The sequence below is a fragment of the Cupriavidus sp. OV096 genome (assembly GCF_900115455.1).
Lineage (GTDB): Bacteria > Pseudomonadota > Gammaproteobacteria > Burkholderiales > Burkholderiaceae > Cupriavidus.
Genome location: NZ_FOWM01000008.1, coordinates 87795 through 105045, shown reverse-complemented (window position 1 = coordinate 105045; position 17251 = coordinate 87795). Strand labels below are relative to the sequence as shown.

The window sequence follows — 17251 nt, the reverse complement described above, 5'->3', positions numbered from 1 at the left end:
AGCGTCGCGGACCTGCCATCCGCCCCTGCCGACACCGCCAGTTCGCCGAGCCCGTCTGCCCCCGCCAGCGCTGAGGCGCGTGCCGCCGCCGTGGCGGCGACCATCGCCCGCACAGCGGTGGAGCAGGCCGACCATGCGATGCGCCACTGGACCGATCCCTTGCCGGACCGGCTCCGCATCGGCTCTCCCGAACACCTGCGCATGTTCTGCAACATGCTGCTGCAGACCCACAACCCCTACAAACCGTCCGTGATCGACTGGCCGGTGCTGCCGCCCGATGCGCTGCGCCGGGTGACCTCGCTGCCGATCTGGGACATCGCCGTGCAGACCGAGGGCCGTGCGTCCATCCGCGTGCACAGCTATGCCCGCACCGTGCGCGACCCGCTGCTGCGCAGCGCGCTGGAGATGGATGCCGACGAGGAAGCGCGCCACAAGGTGGTGCTGGCCAAGCTGGTGGAGGCGTATGGCATCACGCTGGCGCCCGAACCCGAGTACCTGCCGCCCGCCGACCCCGAATGGGGCTGGCTGGTGACCGGCTACAGCGAGTGCATCGACAGCTTCGCCGCGTTCGGGCTGTTCGCCGCCGCCAAGGACTCCGGCTTCTTTCCGGCCGAGCTGGTCGAGACATTTGAGCCCGTGATCCAGGAAGAAGGCCGCCATATCCTGTTTTTTGCGAACTGGGTGGCGTGGTACCGCGCCAGCCTGCCGTGGTGGCGCAAGCCCGCCTTCGCCTGGAAGGTCTGGCGGGTCTGGTTCTTCCTGATCCGCGAGCGCATCGGCATCGCGCGCGGCATTGACGTGGATGTGGACGGCGCCGCCCAGGATGCGAATTTTCCGATGAACGCCGCCGACACATTGGGCCAGACGCTCTCCCCCGGCGCCATGATCGACCTCTGCCTGGCCGAGGACGCGCGGCGCATGGCGGGGTATGATGCGCGGCTTCTGCGCCCGACCACGGTGCCCCGGCTGGCCCGGCTGGTGCGCCGCTTTCTCAAATGAATCTGGAATTGACGCACGCCATGGCGTTTGGATTGTCCCTGCTGGTCCTGCTGATCTGGTGCGTGCTGGTCTTCGCCCGCGCCGGCTTCTGGCGCGTGCGCAAACCCGCGCCCTCCCCCCGCCCCGCCGCGTGGCCGCCCGTGGTCGGCATCATCCCCGCCCGCAATGAGGCCGATGTGATCGGCCGCGCCGTGACCGGCGTGCTGGGCCAGCACTACGCGGGCCGGCTTCACCTGATCGTGGTGGACGACCATAGCAGCGACGGCACCGCCGACATCGCGCGGGCCGCCGCCCTGTCGATCGGCAAGGCCGACCAGCTCACCGTGGTGGCGGCGCGGGACCTGCCTGCCGGCTGGAGCGGCAAGGTCTGGGCGCAGTCCGAAGGGTTGGCCGCTGCCGACGTGCAGATGCCCGACGCCGGGTTCGCCTTCCTCACCGACGCCGACATCTGGCATGGCCCGGGAACGGTGACGGAACTGCTGGCCCGCGCCGAGGCTGAGCGCCGCGACCTCGTTTCGCTGATGGTGCGCCTGCGCTGTGAATCAGCCTGGGAACGCATGATCGTGCCGGCTTTTGTCTTCTACTTCGCCAAACTCTACCCGTTCGCGCGGGTGGCAGACCCGTCGAGCCGCGTTGCGGCGGCGGCGGGTGGCTGCATGCTGGCGCGGCGCTCGGCGCTGGCCCGTATCGGCGGTTTCCATGCCATTCGCGGGGAGTTGATCGACGATTGCAGCCTGGCGGCGCGGATCAAGGAAGGCGGCCCGATCCGGCTCGATCTGGCGGACGACAGCGTCTCGCTGCGTCCCTACGACGACTGGGAAAGCCTCTGGAACATGATCGCGCGCAGCGCCTACACCCAGTTGCACTACTCGCCCTGGATGCTGGCCGGCGCCACGCTCGGCATGATCCTGACCTACCTGGCCCCACCCGTGCTGGCGCTGGCCGGTGGCGCCGCGCTGTGGCCGGCGTGGCTGGCGTGGATCCTGATGGCGGTCAGCTATCGGCCGATGCTGCGAGAATACCGGCAGCCGGCCTGGCTGGCACCGCTGCTGCCGCTCACCGCGCTGTTCTATCTGGGCGCGACGCTGGATTCGGCGCGCCGTTACTGGCTACGCCGGGGCGGCCAGTGGAAAGGCCGCGCCCAGGCGCCGATCCGCTCGTGAGCGCGATCGCCCTATCTGTATCTAATAGTGCTAGTTGAGATAGCCGGCCTCGCGGAACCAGGTCAGGGCGTCACGCAGCCCCTCCTGATACGGCCGCGGCGTGTAGCCAAGTTCGCGCCGCGCCTTGTCCGACGTGAAGAACATCCGGTATTGGGACATCTTCAGGCCGTCAACGGTCACGAACGGCTCCTTTCCGGTGAAACGCGCCACGGTCTCGGCCACCCGCGCCAGCGGGTACAGCGGCCAGCGCGGCAGTTGCACGGTGGGCGGCTTGCGGCCGGTCATGCCAGCGATGTCCTGCAGCATCTGCTGCAAAGTGACGTCCTGACCACCCAAAATGTACCGTTCGCCGATCTTGCCGCGCTCCAGCGCCAGAAAGTGGCCCGTCGCGACGTCATCGACATGGGCGAGGTTCAGGCCGGTATCGACGAACGCCGGGATCTTGCCCGTGGCCGCCTCGACGATGATCCGCCCGGTGGGCGTCGGCCGTACATCGCGCGGGCCGATCGGCGTGGACGGATTGACGATGACCGCCGGCAAACCCTCGGCGACCAGGCGCTCCACTTCGCGCTCGGCCAGCACCTTGCTGCGCTTGTAGGCGCCGATGGCCTCGTGGCCGGCCATGGCAGCCGTCTCGTCCACGGGCGCCGTGGCGCCGGCCACCCGGAGCGTGGCCACGCTGCTGGTGTATACAATGCGCTCCACGCCGGCCTGCCGGGCGGCTTCCATCACGGTGACGGTGCCATCCACGTTGGATCGGACGATTTCCTCGGGATCGGGCGCCCAGAGCCGGTAATCGGCCGCCACGTGGAACAGATAGCGCACGCCCGCCATCGCGCGCGACATGGACGCCGCGTCGCGCATATCGCCCTCCACCACCTCCACAGGCAACCCGGCAAGGTTGGCACGCGGGCTGGTGGCCCGCACCAGCACCCGGACCTGGAAACCCCGGTCGAGGGCCTGCCGCATCACAGAAGAGCCAAGAAAACCCGACGCGCCTGTCACCAAAATGCAATTGTTAATTTCAGTTCCCCTGTCTACAGATTGCCATTTTGGGCCGTTAAGGCCCTAAACCACGCGCATTGTGACCCAAAAGCCCGTGTTGGCCGCAGCCAACGTGCCAGACAGAAATTTCTGCACCGGTATATAGTAACCACCGTGAGCCGGAAAGTGATGCCGGCATACCAAGATAAGAAAATGTTGAATATTCGTCAGTGGGTCGGGGGGCCGTCCCTATGCAGGTAATACTCGCCCAGCCTCGGGGCTTCTGTGCCGGCGTGGTCCGTGCGATCGAGATCGTCGACCGCGCGCTGGTCAAGCATGGCGCTCCCGTCTACGTCCGGCACGAGATTGTCCACAACAAGCACGTGGTGGAAGGCTTGCGGCAGAAAGGCGCGCGTTTCGTCGAGGAACTGGAAGAAGTGCCCGGTGGAGCCGTCACCATCTTCAGCGCCCACGGAGTCTCGCGGGAAGTCGTGGCGGACGCCCGGCACCGAGCGTTGCACGCCATCGACGCGACCTGCCCGCTCGTCATCAAGGTGCATACCCAGGGCCGCCAGTATGCTGCGGCCGGCCGTCACGTGATCCTGATCGGCCATGCCGGGCACCCGGAGGTGGAAGGCACGATGGGCCAGATCCCCGGCAAGGTGATCCTGGTCCAGAATGAAGCGGAAGTCGCCACGCTGGACCTGCCGATAGATGCCCCCGTGGCCTATATCACGCAGACCACGTTGTCCGTGGACGACACCCGTAATATCATTGCGGCGCTCGCGGCGCGCTTCACCAATTTGGTCGGGCCGAACACGCGCGACATCTGCTACGCCACCCAAAACCGCCAGAGTGCGGTGCGCGAGATGTCGTCGCGGGTGGATGTGATTCTCGTGATCGGGGCGACAAATAGCTCCAATTCCAACCGTTTACGCGAAATTGGCACGGAAAGCGGCGTGCCGAGCTACCTGATTGCCGATGGCAGCGAGCTGGATCCCGCCTGGGTTCGGGACGCCGATGTCGTGGGCATTACCGCGGGGGCCTCGGCGCCCGAGGCGATGGTGGAAGACGTGATCGCGGCGTTACGCCGACTCGGGCCGGTCGAGGTATCGACCATGGAAGGCATCGTGGAACACGCGGAATTCCGCCTGCCGGCCGAATTGGCCGACACAGCACTGGCACAACCCGCCAGCAAGACAACCGAACAGCGCGATGCGCGCCTCGCCGACCAGACGGCGGCAGGCTGAACCGCACCGCCGAACCCTCACAGGAAGCACCCCTTGGCCATTCCGTTTCTGCAGGTCGCCCGCGTTGGCGCCTATATTGCTCGCAAGCACCTCTCCGGGCAAAAGCGCTACCCGCTCGCCCTGATGCTGGAACCCCTGTTCCGCTGCAACCTCGCCTGCTCCGGCTGCGGCAAGATCGACTATCCGGATCCCATCCTGAACCAGCGCCTGTCCGTGGCGGAATGCCTGCAGTCCGTGGACGAGTGCGGCGCGCCCGTGGTGTCCATCGCCGGCGGTGAGCCGCTGCTGCACAAGGACATGCCCGAGATCGTGCGCGGCATCATCGCCCGCAAGCGCTTTGTCTACCTGTGCACCAACGCGCTGCTGATGGAGAAGAAGATCGACCAGTACGAGCCGAGCCCGTACTTCGTGTGGTCGATCCACCTCGACGGCGACCGCGAGATGCATGACCACTCGGTCAACCAGGAAGGCGTGTACGACCGCTGCGTGGAAGCCATCCGCATGGCCAAGGAACGCGGCTTCCGCGTGAACATCAACTGCACGCTGTTCAACGACGCCAAGCCGGACCGCGTGGCCAAGTTCTTCGACTCGGTCAAGGCGATGGGCGTGGACGGCATCACGGTGTCGCCGGGCTATGCCTACGAGCGCGCGCCGGACCAGCAGCACTTCCTGAACCGCAACAAGACCAAGCAGCTGTTCCGCGACATCCTGTCGCGCGGCCGTGCGGGCAAGAACTGGGCATTCAGCCAGTCGACGATGTTCCTGGACTTCCTGGCCGGCAATCAGACCTACAAGTGCACGCCCTGGGGCAACCCGGCGCGCACGGTGTTCGGCTGGCAGCGCCCGTGCTACCTGGTGGGCGAAGGCTACGTGAAGACCTTCAAGGAACTGATGGAAGACACGGACTGGGACGCTTATGGCGTCGGCAACTATGAAAAGTGCGCCGACTGCATGGTCCACAGCGGCTTCGAAGCCACCGCCGTGGCCGACACGTTCTCGCATCCGCTCAAGGCGCTGGGCGTGACCCTGCGCGGCGTGAAGACGACCGGCGCCATGGCCCCGGACATCTCGCTGGACAAGCAACGCCCGGCCGACTACGTGTTCTCGCGCCACGTCGAGATCAAGCTGGCCGAGATCGGCAACCTGAAGAAGGCTCAGGGCAGCCGCGCCGAAGCCGTGCAAGCGACGCATTGAGCGCAATCTCGCAGTCGAAGCATTTTTGGCTACAATCGTAGCCGAAAATGCTTCAATCTCTTTCCGACACCCTCTTCAGCCAATACCGGCGCCGTGTTCTGGGCCTGCTCCTGCTGCGCCCGGAGGCGTCGTATCACGTCCGAGAGATTGCCCGCCTGACCGGCACGGCGCCCGGCACCCTCCATAAAGAACCGAGCAAGCTGGCGGAAGCCGGCATCCTCACGCGTACGCCCCAGGGCAACCAGGTGCTTTATCGCGCGAACCGGGCTTCCCCGGTGTTCGAGGAACTGGCCGGGATCATGCGCAAGACGTCCGGCGCAGTCGAGGCCTTGACGCTTGCCCTCGCGCCAGTCGCCGCCTCAATCCAGGCGGCGTTCATCTTCGGTTCCGTGGCAGCGGGCCGTGACGTGGCCGACAGTGACATCGACGTCGCCATCATCGGGTCTATTACCTTTCGGGACAGTGTTCAGCTACTGTATCCGGTACAGTCGTCGCTCGCCCGCGAGATCAACGCAAAGGTGTTCTCCGCGGAGGAATGGCAATCACTCGTCCAGCGCCGGGATCCGTTCGTCGTGGATGTGGTTGCGAAACCGAAGCTTTTCCTGATCGGCAACGACGATGACCTTGGAGAATCTGCTGGGACTGAGCCTTGACCATCAGCCTGCCCGCCGAGCGGCTTATCGTGCTTGATGCACTGCGCAAACAGCGCAACCTTTCCGACTATTCAGGGGATCTGGTGCCGTTGTCCGCCGTGCGCGAATGTATCGCCTGCGCCGCGGAACTACTGGATGACGTGACCGGCTGGCTCCGGGGTCATCATCCCCAATTGCTGGGATGACGGCCACCGAGGCCCGCCCTTCACCGCTCAAGCCACCTAGGACCGATTAAGCCGCCGCCCGGGCGTTGTGATTGGTCAGATACTTGATCAGGCCGTCCACGCCGTCGCGGGCGACGATGTCGGCGAACTGCTTGCGGTACACCTCGATCAGCCACGCGCCCATCATATTGATGTCGTAGATTTTCCAGCCGTCGTTGCCGCGTTGGAGGCGGTAGTCGATCAGCATCTCGTCGCCATTGTTCAGCACGCGGGTGGCCACCACGGAGTCGTTGGCGCTGCTGCCAGCCTTGGCCGGCTTGTAGGTAAATTTGGGACTCTGGTCACGCAGTTGCGAGAGCGAAACCGCGTAGCTGCGCACCAGCAGGGCCGTGAATTGCTCCTGGAGTGTTTTTTGCTGTTCAGGGGTAGCCTGCTTCCAGGCATTCCCGACCGCGAGGCGGGTGGTGCGGCCGAAATCCGTGTAAGGCAGGAACTCACGCTGCACGACGGCGGTAATTTTTGCCAGATCGCCGCTGCGCGTCTCGGGATCGGCCTTGATCTTGGCAATCACGCCTTCGACGGCGGTTTGCACGAGCTTGTCAGGTGACGTCTGGGCGTGCGCGGTGCCGATCATCGCTACGGCCGCAATCGCCACGGCAACGGGGGCAATCGCGGGAGCAATGATGGCGCTGGGAAATTGTCGGTTCATGAGTCTCCGATGCAGGGATAATCGACCACAGGGCCAGTCGGCCCAGTATATAGCGGATCGCGGCGCGGCCGGACCGCGGCGGGTGCGGAGAAGCCGCTGCCAGCGGCTATACTCCGGGCTGCCGCCTCCGTGCGCCCCGGCCGGGCCGGGTGCCAGAACCCCACGCAAATGATCAGATCCACGCTGACCCGTATCGTCAAGTTTTCCACCGTTCGCGCCTGGACCGTGATCGGCGTCTCGCTGCTGCTCACCATTGCCAGCAGCGTCTACATGGCGCGCAACTTCGCCATCAATACCGATATCAGCCGCCTGCTGGAGTCCGACGCGCCGTGGGCGCAGAACGACGCGGCCATCAGCGACGCGTTTCCGCAGCGCGACAAAATGATCCTGGCCGTGGTGCAGGCCCCGGCCAAGGAACTGGCCGACGCCGCCGCCAACGAGCTGGCCGACGCCCTGCGCCAGCAGTCGCAGCGCTTCCGCGCAGTAGGCCAGCCCGGCGCGGGCGCCTTCTTCGAGCGCAACGGCCTGCTGTTCGCCGATACGGCTTCGGTCAACGACATGGCCGCCAAGCTCACCCAGGCGCGACCGCTGATCAACAACCTCGCCCATGACCCCACACTGCGTGGGCTGTCCGACCTGCTGACCACCACGCTGACCCTGCCGCTGCAACTGGGCCAGATCAAGCTGGGCGATATGGAGAAGCTGCTGGCGGCCAGCGCCACCACCGTGGACGGCGTGCTGGCCAACAAACCCGTGGCGCTGTCCTGGATGGGGCTGGTCGACGACAGCCTGAAGCCTAATGCCGATGGCCGGGCGTTCAGCTTCGTCACGCTGTCGCCGGTGCTCGACTTCAGCGACCTCAAGGCCGGCGCCGGCGCCAGCGAGGCCATCCGTCGCGCCGCCGCCGATCTCAAGCTCGACCAGCGCTATGGCGCCGCCGTCCGTCTCACCGGCCCGCAGCCGCTGGCGGACGACGAATTCGCATCCGTGAGCGAAGGTGCCGTGCTCAACGGCCTGCTCACGCTGGTGGTGGTCATCGGCATTCTCTGGATGGCGCTGCGTTCCGCGCGCCTGATCGTGGCCGTGCTGGCCAGCCTGGTGGCCGGCCTGCTGATGACGGCCGCGCTGGGCCTGATGATGGTGGGCGCGCTGAACATGATCTCGGTGGCGTTCGCCGTGCTGTTCGTCGGGCTGGGGGTGGACTTCGGCATCCAGTTCGGCGTGCGCTACCGTGCCGAGCGGCACGAGCACGACGACCTCGACGAAGCCCTGCGGCTGACCGCGCGCGACGTCGGCACGCCGCTGACGCTGGCCGCCGCCGCCACTGCCGCCGCGTTCTTCTGCTTCCTGCCCACCGACTACCGGGGCGTGGCGGAGTTGGGCAAGATCGCCGGCGTGGGCATGTTCATCGCCTACGCCACCACGTTCACGCTGCTGCCGGCCCTGATCCGCGTGCTGCGCCCCAAGGGCGAAGCCGAGTTGCCCGGCTTCGGCTGGTTGGCCCCGGCCGATGCGTTCTTCGAGCGCCATCGCAAGGGCGTGCTGGTGGGCGTGCTGGTGCTGATCATCGGCGGCGCCCCGCTGCTGCCGCACCTGAAGTTCGATTTCGATCCGCTGCACCTGAAGGACCCGCATTCCGAGTCGATGTCCACGCTGCTGGCGCTCAAGGATGCCCCGCAGGCCGGCACCGACGACGTGAAGGTGCTGGCCCCGTCCCTGGCCGCCGCCCAGCGCACCGCCGACAAGCTCAAGGCCCTGCCCGAGGTGGAGCGCGTGGTCACGCTGCGCACCTTCATCCCTGACGACCAGGCGCCGAAGCTGGCGATCATCGCCGGGCTGGCGAAGACGATGATGCCGGCGCTGACGCAAACCCCATCCGCGCCGGCTGACGATGTGCGGCGCGTGGCATCACTGCGCAACGCCTCGCGCCAGCTCGACCTGGCCGCGCTCGATCATCCCGGCCCGGGCGCGGAAGCCGCCGCGCATCTGTCGCGTTCCCTGAAGAAGCTGTCCGATGCCGAACCCGCCACGCGCGATCGTGCCGAGCGCGCCATCGCCCTGCCGCTGCGGCTTGCGCTGGCCACGCTGCAACGTTCGCTGCAGCCGGAGCCGGTGTCGCAGCAGACCCTGCCGCCGGAACTCCTGCGCGACTGGCTGGCCCCGGACGGCAAGGCGCTGCTCAGCGTTACGCCCAAGCTGCCACCGCCAGGCGTCAAGAACGAGGCCGCGCGCGCCGCCGCGCTCGACCACTTCCTGGACGTGATGGCCCGCGTGCAGCCCGATGCCACGGGCGGCCCGATCGCGATCCGCGGTTCGGCGGACACGATCATGACCGCGTTCAGCCATGCTGGCCTATGGGCCGTGCTGTCGATCACGGTACTGCTCTGGATCACGCTGCGGCGCATCGGCGACGTGCTGCGCACGCTGATTCCGCTGCTGGTGTCCGGCATCGTCACGCTGGAGCTGTGCGTGGTGTTCGGCATCGCGCTGAACTTCGCCAACGTGATTGCGCTGCCGCTGCTGCTCGGCATCGGCGTCGCGTTCAAGATCTACTACGTGATTGCGTGGCGCAACGGCAAGACCAAGCTGCTGCAATCGAGCCTGACGCATGCGGTGCTGTTCAGCGCCGCCACCACGGCCACGGCGTTCGGCAGCCTCTGGCTGTCGCACCACCCGGGCACGGCGAGCATGGGCAAGCTGCTGGCGCTGGCGCTGGTGACCACGCTGGCGGGCGCGGTGTTCTTCCAGCCGATCCTGATGGGCCGGCCGCGCCGGGCGCCGGTGGGGCGCCATGACCCGCTCGGCCCCTCGCTACCCCCCTTGACGGTGGCTACGACGCTGGGGAATTCCGCCGATAACCACCATGGGGCAGACAACGGGAATACCAGGCGGTAAGTGGCGGTGATGCGGTATTGTTGCCTGCCGCCGCCCTTGAAGTACCGGCGGCCGGCCCCCATAACCACAAGAAATCAAGAAAGACCAACCGTCTCACCATGCTCTCCCGTCTCCCGCTCATGCCCGGCGCCCGCCATCTTCCGGTTTCCCCCTCTGTTCCCCGCTCGATGGGCCGCTCGCGGATCGCCAGCGTGCTGGCCGCTACCGCCCTCTCCGCCCTGATCACGGGCTGCGCCTCCGGTCCGCAAGCCAACCCCGACGATCCGCTCGAGCCGATGAACCGCGTGACCTTCAAGGTCAACGACACGGTGGACCAGTACGTGGCCGTGCCCGTCGCCAAGGGCTACAAGGCCGTGACGCCCGAGCCGGTGCGGCTGGCCGTGACCAACTTCTATTCGAACCTCGCCGACGTCGGCAACTTCGCCAACAACCTGCTGCAAGGCAAGGGCACCGCCGCGGCGGAGACGCTGATGCGCGTGGCGATCAACTCGGTGCTTGGCATCGGAGGCCTGATCGACATCGCCACGGCAGCCGGCATCGAGCGCCATTCGCAGGATCTGGGGCTGACGCTGGGCGTGTGGGGCTTTCCGCAGGGGCCGTACATCGTGCTGCCGCTGTTCGGGCCGAGCACGGTGCGTGATGGCATCGGGCTGGCCGGCAGCTTCTACCTCGACCCGGCGCACTACCTCGACCCGGCATGGCGCAATTCGCTGTTCGCGCTCAACGTGGTGAACGTGCGGACGAACCTGCTCGGCGCGACGGACCTGCTCTCGCTGGCGGCGCTGGACAAGTATTCCTTCGTGCGGGATGGCTATCTGCAGCGCCGCCGCTACCTGCTGGGCCAGGGCGGCGACGATCTGCCGTCGTATGACGATGAGGATGAGGGCACGCCTTCGGACGTGCCGAAGCGGATCAAGCCGGATACGCCGGCTTCCCCCGATGCATCGGCCAAGCCGGACGCCGACGGCGCCAAGCCCGAACCCACCCCACCGGTGCCGGCCGCCACGCCGGCGCCTGCACCGGGGATGGCGAAGTAAAAAAAGCCGTGTCCGCGCCGAGGCCAGCGCGGACACTAAAGCCTCGGATGCGGAGTCCGTGGCCCCACCCATCGTAGGCAAGTTCGGCTCTGCCGATTGCCAACAATTGTGTCGGCGCGGCCGGATCAGCCGGCGCGGCGGCGCAAGGGCAGCAACAGCGTGAAGGTGGCCCCGGCGCCGGCGGCGCTGTCCACCATGACGCGGCCGCCGTGCCGCTCTGCCACGGTCTTCACGAACACCAGCCCCAGCCCGCTGCCGCCCGGCGCATCGGCGCCCGGCGCATGCACGCGGCGGAACGGTTCGAACAGGCGTGCCTGATCCGCGTAGGAAATCCCAGGGCCGGAATCCGACACCGCCACCGCCAGGAACGGCCCCATGCGCCGCAGTCGCACCGACACCGGTTTGCCCGGCGGCCCGAACTTGATGGCATTGCTGACCAGATTGGCGATGGCGCGCACCAGCAGCACCGGCGCGGCACGCAGGGTCTCACCCTCCGCCTCCAGACTCAGTTGCAGCTCGATGCCGCGCGCCTTGGCCAGCGCCCAGAGTTCATCAGTGGCATCCAGCACCAGCCCGGTCAGCTCCACCTCGGTAAATTCCAGCCGCTCCGAGTCGGCCTGCGCCAGCCGGATAAAGTCATCGGCCAGCGCCAGCGTGCGGTGAGCGTGCTCGGCGATGCGGGCCAGCAGCACCTCCGGCGGCAGCGCGCGGTTGGGCCGCGACTGCATGTCGATCAGCGCCAGGATCGACGCCTGGGGCGAACGCATGTCGTGCGACAGGAAATGCAGCATCTGGGCGCGCTGGCGCTCGGCGCGGCGCACCGTGGTGATGTCGATCAGGCTGACGATGGCCCCGGGCGGGCAGCCCGCCTCGCCCTGCAGCGGCGCGCCGTGGAGCAGGAAGCGGCGATCGTCCTCGGTGGCGAGTTCCACGCCCTGGGAATCGTCGGACGACATGACCGGCGCGTGGGAATCCAGCACCGCGCAGAGCCCGTCCCAGTAGGCGAGGCCGGGGCCCGGCACCGGGAACAGCGCTTCGATCAGGTCCGGCAGGCCCGGCGGCGCGAGGCCGCCATAGGCATCTTCGGGGAAATCGGGGAAATCGAGGGATGCGCCTGCCCCCAGATCCTCGATGCCGGACAGCATGGCAGGCGCCAGCGCCACCGCGCGGCGGTTCGCCACGAGGATGCCACCGTCGATATCGACGATCACCGTGGCCTCGGGCAGGTTCTCGAGGCCGTCGAGATACCGGGGCAACGGCGGCGCCTGGCTACGCATCAGGCTGCCCTGCGGCCAGCGTGCTGGCCTCCTCGAACCGGTAGCCGTGCGAGTAGACGGACATCAGCCGCACGCCGTTGTCGGGCCGCATCTCCAGCTTGATGCGCAGCCGCGAGATATGGGTGTCCAGCGTGCGCGAGCCGGCCTCCATGGCGCGGCCCCAGACGGCCTGCTCGATCACCTCGCGCGAAAGCAGCCGGCCGATATTGCGGAACAGGAACAGCGCGAGGTCGAACTCGCGCGGCGACAGTTCCACCAGCGTGCCCGACAGCGTGATGGATCGACGGCGCGCATCCACTACATAGCGGCCCTGGCGCAGCAGTTGATCGTCATGAGGCACCGCCGGATAGGCGCGGCGCAGCAACGCACGCACCCGGGCCACGAATTCGGCGGGGCGCACCGGCTTGGCCAGGTAGTCGTCGGCGCCCACGGCGAGGCCGGCGACGATGTCGGATTCATCGATCCGGCTGGTCAGGAACAGGATGGGCGGCAGCCGGCCGGCATGCTGGCGCACCCAGTTCACGACTTCGTAGCCGCTCATGTCGGGCAGTTGCCAGTCGATGACCAGCAGGTCGAATACCTGGTCGCGCAGCGCGCGCAGGAAATCCGATCCGGCGGCGAAGCTCGTACAGGTAAAGCCGGCCTCCTCGAGCAGTTGTCGGATCTGTGCGGCCTGGCTGGGGTCGTCCTCCACGGAGGCAATTCTCATACATCCCTCTGATGACTACCGCCGATGTGTGGCGCGGCCGCGTCATGTTACCCAAACGCACGATGGCGCGTCGAGGCTCCGTTCGGGGGGCATGCACCAGTGTTGCGGCGCCGCCGCGACGGCGGGGGATGGCGCGCGGCAAGCGCAGCCATAGGGCCACATTGGGCCACATGGGGCCGGCACGTTTGAAACGATGGCTAGCGAGGCGCACGCAAGCGCCCCACCGCGTGTAAAAGCTACAACAGCCCTCCCCTGCCCGCTCCGCCCTACTGCAGCATGTAGGTCTCGTACTCCAGGCGCTCCAGCTTGCGGTCCAGCAGGTACAGCGCCAGCGCCACCACGATCAGCAGCGACACCGCGAACCCGTAGCCATACCAGGCCGGGCCCAGCTCCAGCGTGAGCCGGGTCAGCACGAAGTTCAGCACCACGAAGGTCCCGGTCAGCAGCAGCACCTCGCGCCGGCGGTCCAGGTAGAAGTAGATGTTGAGCACGCCGAGCAGCACCACCTGCAAGCTCGCGCCGATCACGTCGACATAGAGCAGCGGCAGGTACAGCTCGGAGATGCCCAGCAGCCGCAGCACCCACGGCCCGATCACGAACAGCAGCAGCGCCGCGATGGCCTGCACCTTCACGATCTCGTACAGCCCCAGGCGGATGGTCTGGACCATCGTGTTGCGCATGTCCTCGATGTGCTCGAGCGAACTGCCGCCGCGCACCGCGTTGTAGAACGCGTCGTAGTACTCGACGAAATCGGTCTCGATACGCACCAGGAACACGGCCATGCCCGGGATGATGGCGAGGTAGGCCAGGAACACCGGGATGTCGTAGATGATGGACGCGTGCAGCGGGCCGATCACCTGCTGGCCCGTGGACGGCGCGTACCAGAACATGAACTTGTCCATCCAGATGCCGAGGTTGTAGAACAGGCCGATGGCCACCAGGCTCGGATAGGCGTAGCGCTTCTGGAACACCTCGAACGACATGAAGCGCTGGCTGGTGTAGTTGCGGTAGATCAGCGTGATCATGCCCACCAGCAGGCAGAGCTGCCCCACCACGAAGCCGGCCAACAGCCCCTCCAGCCCGCGCGAGCGCAGCGCCAGCGCGCCCAGCACCGTGATCGTGTAGCCGACGAAGAACGTCCACACGATGGCCTTGTACTGCTTCATGCCCGACAGGAAGATCGCCGCGATCCAGATATTGCTCATGATCACGAAGCCCGCGATCATCAGCAGCCGGTACAGCACCGACTGCTCCGGGAACGCCCAGACCGCGCAGCCCACGCCGATGGCGCCGGCCAGCCCGGTGGAGAGCAGCGCCACCGCGTGGTAGTTCGACAGCACGAGGTGGTCGCGCCGCTCGAACAGCCGGTCGGAGGTGAAGCGCGTGAACGACAGCTGCATCGGCCCGGTCAGGATCAGGCTGCAGGCAATCAGGTAGGTCACCGACACCTGGAATTGCGTGATCAGCATCCCCGGAATCACGAAGCCGATGCTCAGCAGGCCGATCAGCAGGATGCCGAGGATCGACAGCACCCACGGCCCGGAGCTGATCACGCCGGCGTAGGCGTAGGCGCTCAGCATGCCGGACAGGCTGTCGCGCCGGAGCATCTTGCGGAGTTCGAAACCAATCCCGGCCATGTCAGCGTCCTCCGTGCACGGGGCACTTTGCCGGATTGCCGGCGGGCGCGACCCCATCCGTGCGCCCCGCGTGATCGGGCTTGTCCATCAGCGACGCATACAGCGTGCGATAGCTGCCCACCATCTGTTCCTGCGTGTAGTAGCGCTCCACCCGGGAGATGCCGGCCGCCTGGGCAGCCTGCCAGCGCGGCGGGTCGGTGAGCAGTTCCAGCGCGGCACCAGCCAGTGCGGCCGGATCGGCGATACGGACCACGCCGCCCGCCGCGCCCAGCGCTGCATCCTCGCCCGGCAGGCCGAAGATCAGTTCGCGGCACGAGCCCACGTCAGTCGTCACGCACGGCACGCCCGCCGCGAAGCCCTCGAGCACCACCAGCGGCAGCGCCTCCGAGATCGAGCTGAGGATCAGCACGCCCACCTTCGGCAGGAGTTCGTCGATCTTCTGGAAGCCGAGGAACTTGACCTTCTGGCCGAGCCCCAGGCTTTCCGCCAGGCTGCGGCATTCCTGCGCGTACTCGGGATCCTCGTCCTCGGGGCCGGCGATCCAGCCTTCGGCGTCCGGATACTCGCGCACCACGGTCAGCATCGCGCGGATAAAGGTCTTGATGTCCTTGATCGGCACCACGCGGCCGATCAGGCACAGCACCGGCGGCACGCCCCGCGCCCGCTGCGTGCGCAGCGCCGACAGCCGCGGCAGGTTAATGCCGTTCGGGATATTGCGCGTGCGGGTTTCCACCGCGCCATCGGCCACCTGGCGGCGGCGGTTGCCCTCGTACAGCGCCACGATCTCGTCGCCGGCGTCGTAGCAGACCCGGCCCAGCGTCTCGAAGAAACGCACCCACAGTTCGCGGAAGTAGCTGATCTGGGAGATGTCGCGCTCGAAGATGTTGCGGTTGTCCCGGATCCACTGGCTCTGGAACAGGTCGATCTTGCGTTCCTTCGTATAGATGCCGTGCTCGGACACCAGCAGCGGCCGCCCGCTGCGGTAGCGCAGCATCGCGCCCAGAAAGCCCGCGTAGCCGGTGGACACCGTGTGGTACATCTTCGCCGGGATCAGCGAGTCGGCAATCCGCACCAGCTGCCACAGCGGCTTGTGCATGATGCGGATGGTCCAGAAGTAGTCCGTGAACGACGGGTCCGTGCAGAACTGCCGATACTGCTCGGTGATCGTCTGCCAGGCGCGGCGGCTGTAGAGGAAGGCATCTTCCGACAGCGCCCCGCCCTCGCGCAGCGCCGGCATCAGTTCGCGGATCAGCTCCCCCGCCTCCTGTTCCTTGCCGGGCTCCCGCAGCATTTCGTGCAGCGCGTCGGACTTCTCAAAAGCCTTCGGGTCGCCCGCGCTGCCGTGCACCATCGGCGGCGGCGGAAAGTCGTACAGGAAATGGGTTTCCAGATGCACGACGTTGTCCGGCAGCGCGTAGGCCATCTCGCCATAGTCCTGCCGGCGGCTGCCGATAAAGACGATGCCGAAGCGGATGTCCGGGAAAGCGCGGATCATCTGGTTGACCCAGCTGGACACGCCCCCGCTCACATACGGGAACGTGCCTTCCAGCAGCAGCATGACGTCGGCGGACGTTCCCTTGACCAGTATTTCACTCATGATTGCCAGTACCGCAACAGGGGCCGCACCAGTGGGAGCGGCGAAGGACTGTCGAAAGCCGCCATCAGGCGATGCACGGCGGCGTAGTCGCGTTCCAGGTAGGCGGCTTCCGCCAGCAGCGGCAGCACGCGCTCACGCGCGAAGCCAAGCGACTCGGCCCGCGTGAGCCACGCGCGCGCCTCGGCCGGCGCATTGCGCGTCAGCGCCAGCCGGCCGCGCATGTACCAGAGCGCGGCGTTGGTGTCGTCGGTCTCCAGCGCGGCGCTGGCGTAGCGCTCCACCTGGCTGGCGGTATAGCGGTAGACATCGCCCTGTACCAGGTTCTGGTAGATCAGTTCCCAGTAGAGGTCGGCCAGCCGCTTGTTGATCTCGCCGCGCGCCTGGGGCGTGTCGGCGGCTTCCAGGCGCGGCAGTTCGGCCAAAATCTGTTGCGTCAGTTGTTTCTCGGCGCCGTCGAGCATGCCGTAGGCGAGCAGGCGGATATCGTCCGTGCTATCGGCCAGCAGTTCGCGCAGCACCGGGCTGGCCGTGCGCGTGGGCATGGACTGCATGGCCACCAGCGCGTTCATGCGCTCCGGCAGCGGCGCGCGGGTATTGCCAAGCTGCGCGCGCAGGCGCGCCCCGCCACCGTGCGTCACGCGCTGGATCAGGTGGGTGACGAAGGCTGGCAGCGCTACCGAGGCAATGCCGGACGCATCGCGCCGGCCCGGGAACAGCCGCGCGAACAGCAGGCTGCCGAGGCAGACCAGCGTGCCGCCGAGCGGCACGAAGAAGCAGAACGCGGCGAGGTAGGCGTAGGTCCACGCAAACGGCGCGCGGAAGCGGCGCGGCAGCAGACGCCACAGCGCCAGCCCCAGCAACCCGGAGGCCGCCGCCTGCAGGGCGAAAAATGCCAGCAGCAGCGGCAGGCCCGTGCCGCCCTGAAACAGCAGCGCCAGCGCGGCGATCTGGAAGGCGGTGCCGCCGAAGGTCAGCTTGCCCAT

General features: G+C 67.1%; 15 protein-coding genes. 8 read left to right on the top strand and 7 right to left on the bottom strand.

The annotated features are described in order from the left end of the window. Nucleotides 1–90 precede the first annotated feature (90 nt). Both BM115_RS18345 and BM115_RS18340 read left to right on the top strand, forming a co-directional pair. Complete coding sequence (locus BM115_RS18345; protein ID WP_211943569.1) at nt 91–999, top strand: ferritin-like domain-containing protein; 909 nt, start codon at nt 91–93, stop codon at nt 997–999. Nucleotides 1000–1019: 20 nt separating this feature from the next. Further along, on the top strand, nt 1020–2162 hold the full coding sequence (locus BM115_RS18340; protein WP_092297435.1) for a glycosyltransferase: 1143 nt from the start codon (nt 1020–1022) through the stop codon (nt 2160–2162). A 30-nt stretch (nt 2163–2192) separates the two neighbouring features. Here the strand turns inward: BM115_RS18340 and hpnA are convergent, their stop codons facing one another. Next, nucleotides 2193–3185: a hopanoid-associated sugar epimerase gene (gene hpnA, locus BM115_RS18335; RefSeq protein WP_092297111.1), complete on the bottom strand. Its 993-nt coding sequence runs from the start codon at nt 3183–3185 to the stop codon at nt 2193–2195. Between the two features lie 212 nt (nt 3186–3397). On the opposite strand from hpnA, the gene ispH reads away from it, so the two are divergent. Genes ispH through BM115_RS18315 form a run of 4 tightly spaced genes read left to right on the top strand, consistent with a single transcriptional unit; the run spans nt 3398 to nt 6428 of the window. Next, the gene (gene ispH / locus BM115_RS18330; RefSeq protein ID WP_092297108.1) at nt 3398–4396 is read left to right on the top strand and encodes a 4-hydroxy-3-methylbut-2-enyl diphosphate reductase; all 999 of its coding nucleotides are present in this window, start codon (nt 3398–3400) and stop codon (nt 4394–4396) included. Between the two features lie 33 nt (nt 4397–4429). Continuing rightward, complete coding sequence (gene hpnH / locus BM115_RS18325) at nt 4430–5590, top strand: adenosyl-hopene transferase HpnH (protein WP_092297105.1); 1161 nt, start codon at nt 4430–4432, stop codon at nt 5588–5590. A 47-nt stretch (nt 5591–5637) separates the two neighbouring features. Beyond that, nucleotides 5638–6243: a DNA polymerase subunit beta gene (locus BM115_RS18320; RefSeq protein ID WP_092297102.1), complete on the top strand. Its 606-nt coding sequence runs from the start codon at nt 5638–5640 to the stop codon at nt 6241–6243. Continuing rightward, nucleotides 6240–6428, top strand: coding sequence for a hypothetical protein (locus BM115_RS18315; protein WP_092297099.1), 189 nt, complete (start codon nt 6240–6242; stop codon nt 6426–6428). The genes BM115_RS18320 and BM115_RS18315 overlap by 4 nt, the downstream gene beginning before the upstream one ends. Nucleotides 6429–6474: 46 nt before the next feature. On the opposite strand, the gene BM115_RS18310 is transcribed toward BM115_RS18315, so the two are convergent. Beyond that, nucleotides 6475–7116, bottom strand: a complete 642-nt coding sequence (locus tag BM115_RS18310; protein WP_092297096.1) for an MlaC/ttg2D family ABC transporter substrate-binding protein — start codon at nt 7114–7116, stop codon at nt 6475–6477. 168 nt (nt 7117–7284) lie between these two features. Here BM115_RS18310 and BM115_RS18305 point away from each other — a divergent pair, with 168 nt between their 5' ends. Then, a complete protein-coding gene (locus BM115_RS18305; protein ID WP_092297093.1) occupies nt 7285–10011 on the top strand; it encodes a hopanoid transporter HpnN in 2727 nt (908 codons plus the stop codon). 167 nt (nt 10012–10178) lie between these two features. Further along, entirely contained in the window at nt 10179–11048 is an 870-nt protein-coding gene (locus tag BM115_RS18300) for an MlaA family lipoprotein (RefSeq protein ID WP_092297090.1), read from the top strand. 125 nt (nt 11049–11173) lie between these two features. Here BM115_RS18300 and BM115_RS18295 read toward each other — a convergent pair whose 3' ends face one another. From BM115_RS18295 to BM115_RS18275, 5 genes are all read right to left on the bottom strand, one after another. Beyond that, nucleotides 11174–12304, bottom strand: coding sequence for a sensor histidine kinase (locus BM115_RS18295; RefSeq protein WP_255370891.1), 1131 nt, complete (start codon nt 12302–12304; stop codon nt 11174–11176). A 13-nt stretch (nt 12305–12317) separates the two neighbouring features. Beyond that, on the bottom strand, nt 12318–13034 hold the full coding sequence (locus BM115_RS18290; protein WP_092297083.1) for a response regulator transcription factor: 717 nt from the start codon (nt 13032–13034) through the stop codon (nt 12318–12320). A gap of 266 nt (nt 13035–13300) precedes the next feature. Beyond that, the gene (pelG, locus tag BM115_RS18285) at nt 13301–14671 is read right to left on the bottom strand and encodes an exopolysaccharide Pel transporter PelG (protein WP_092297080.1); all 1371 of its coding nucleotides are present in this window, start codon (nt 14669–14671) and stop codon (nt 13301–13303) included. A gap of 1 nt (nt 14672) precedes the next feature. After that, nucleotides 14673–16268, bottom strand: coding sequence for a GT4 family glycosyltransferase PelF (gene pelF, locus BM115_RS18280; protein ID WP_092297077.1), 1596 nt, complete (start codon nt 16266–16268; stop codon nt 14673–14675). After that, nucleotides 16265–17251 carry a tetratricopeptide repeat protein gene (locus BM115_RS18275; RefSeq protein ID WP_092297074.1) on the bottom strand — a complete coding sequence of 329 codons (987 nt, stop codon included), beginning with the start codon at nt 17249–17251 and terminating at the stop codon, nt 16265–16267. Before BM115_RS18275 ends, pelF begins: the two co-directional genes overlap by 4 nt.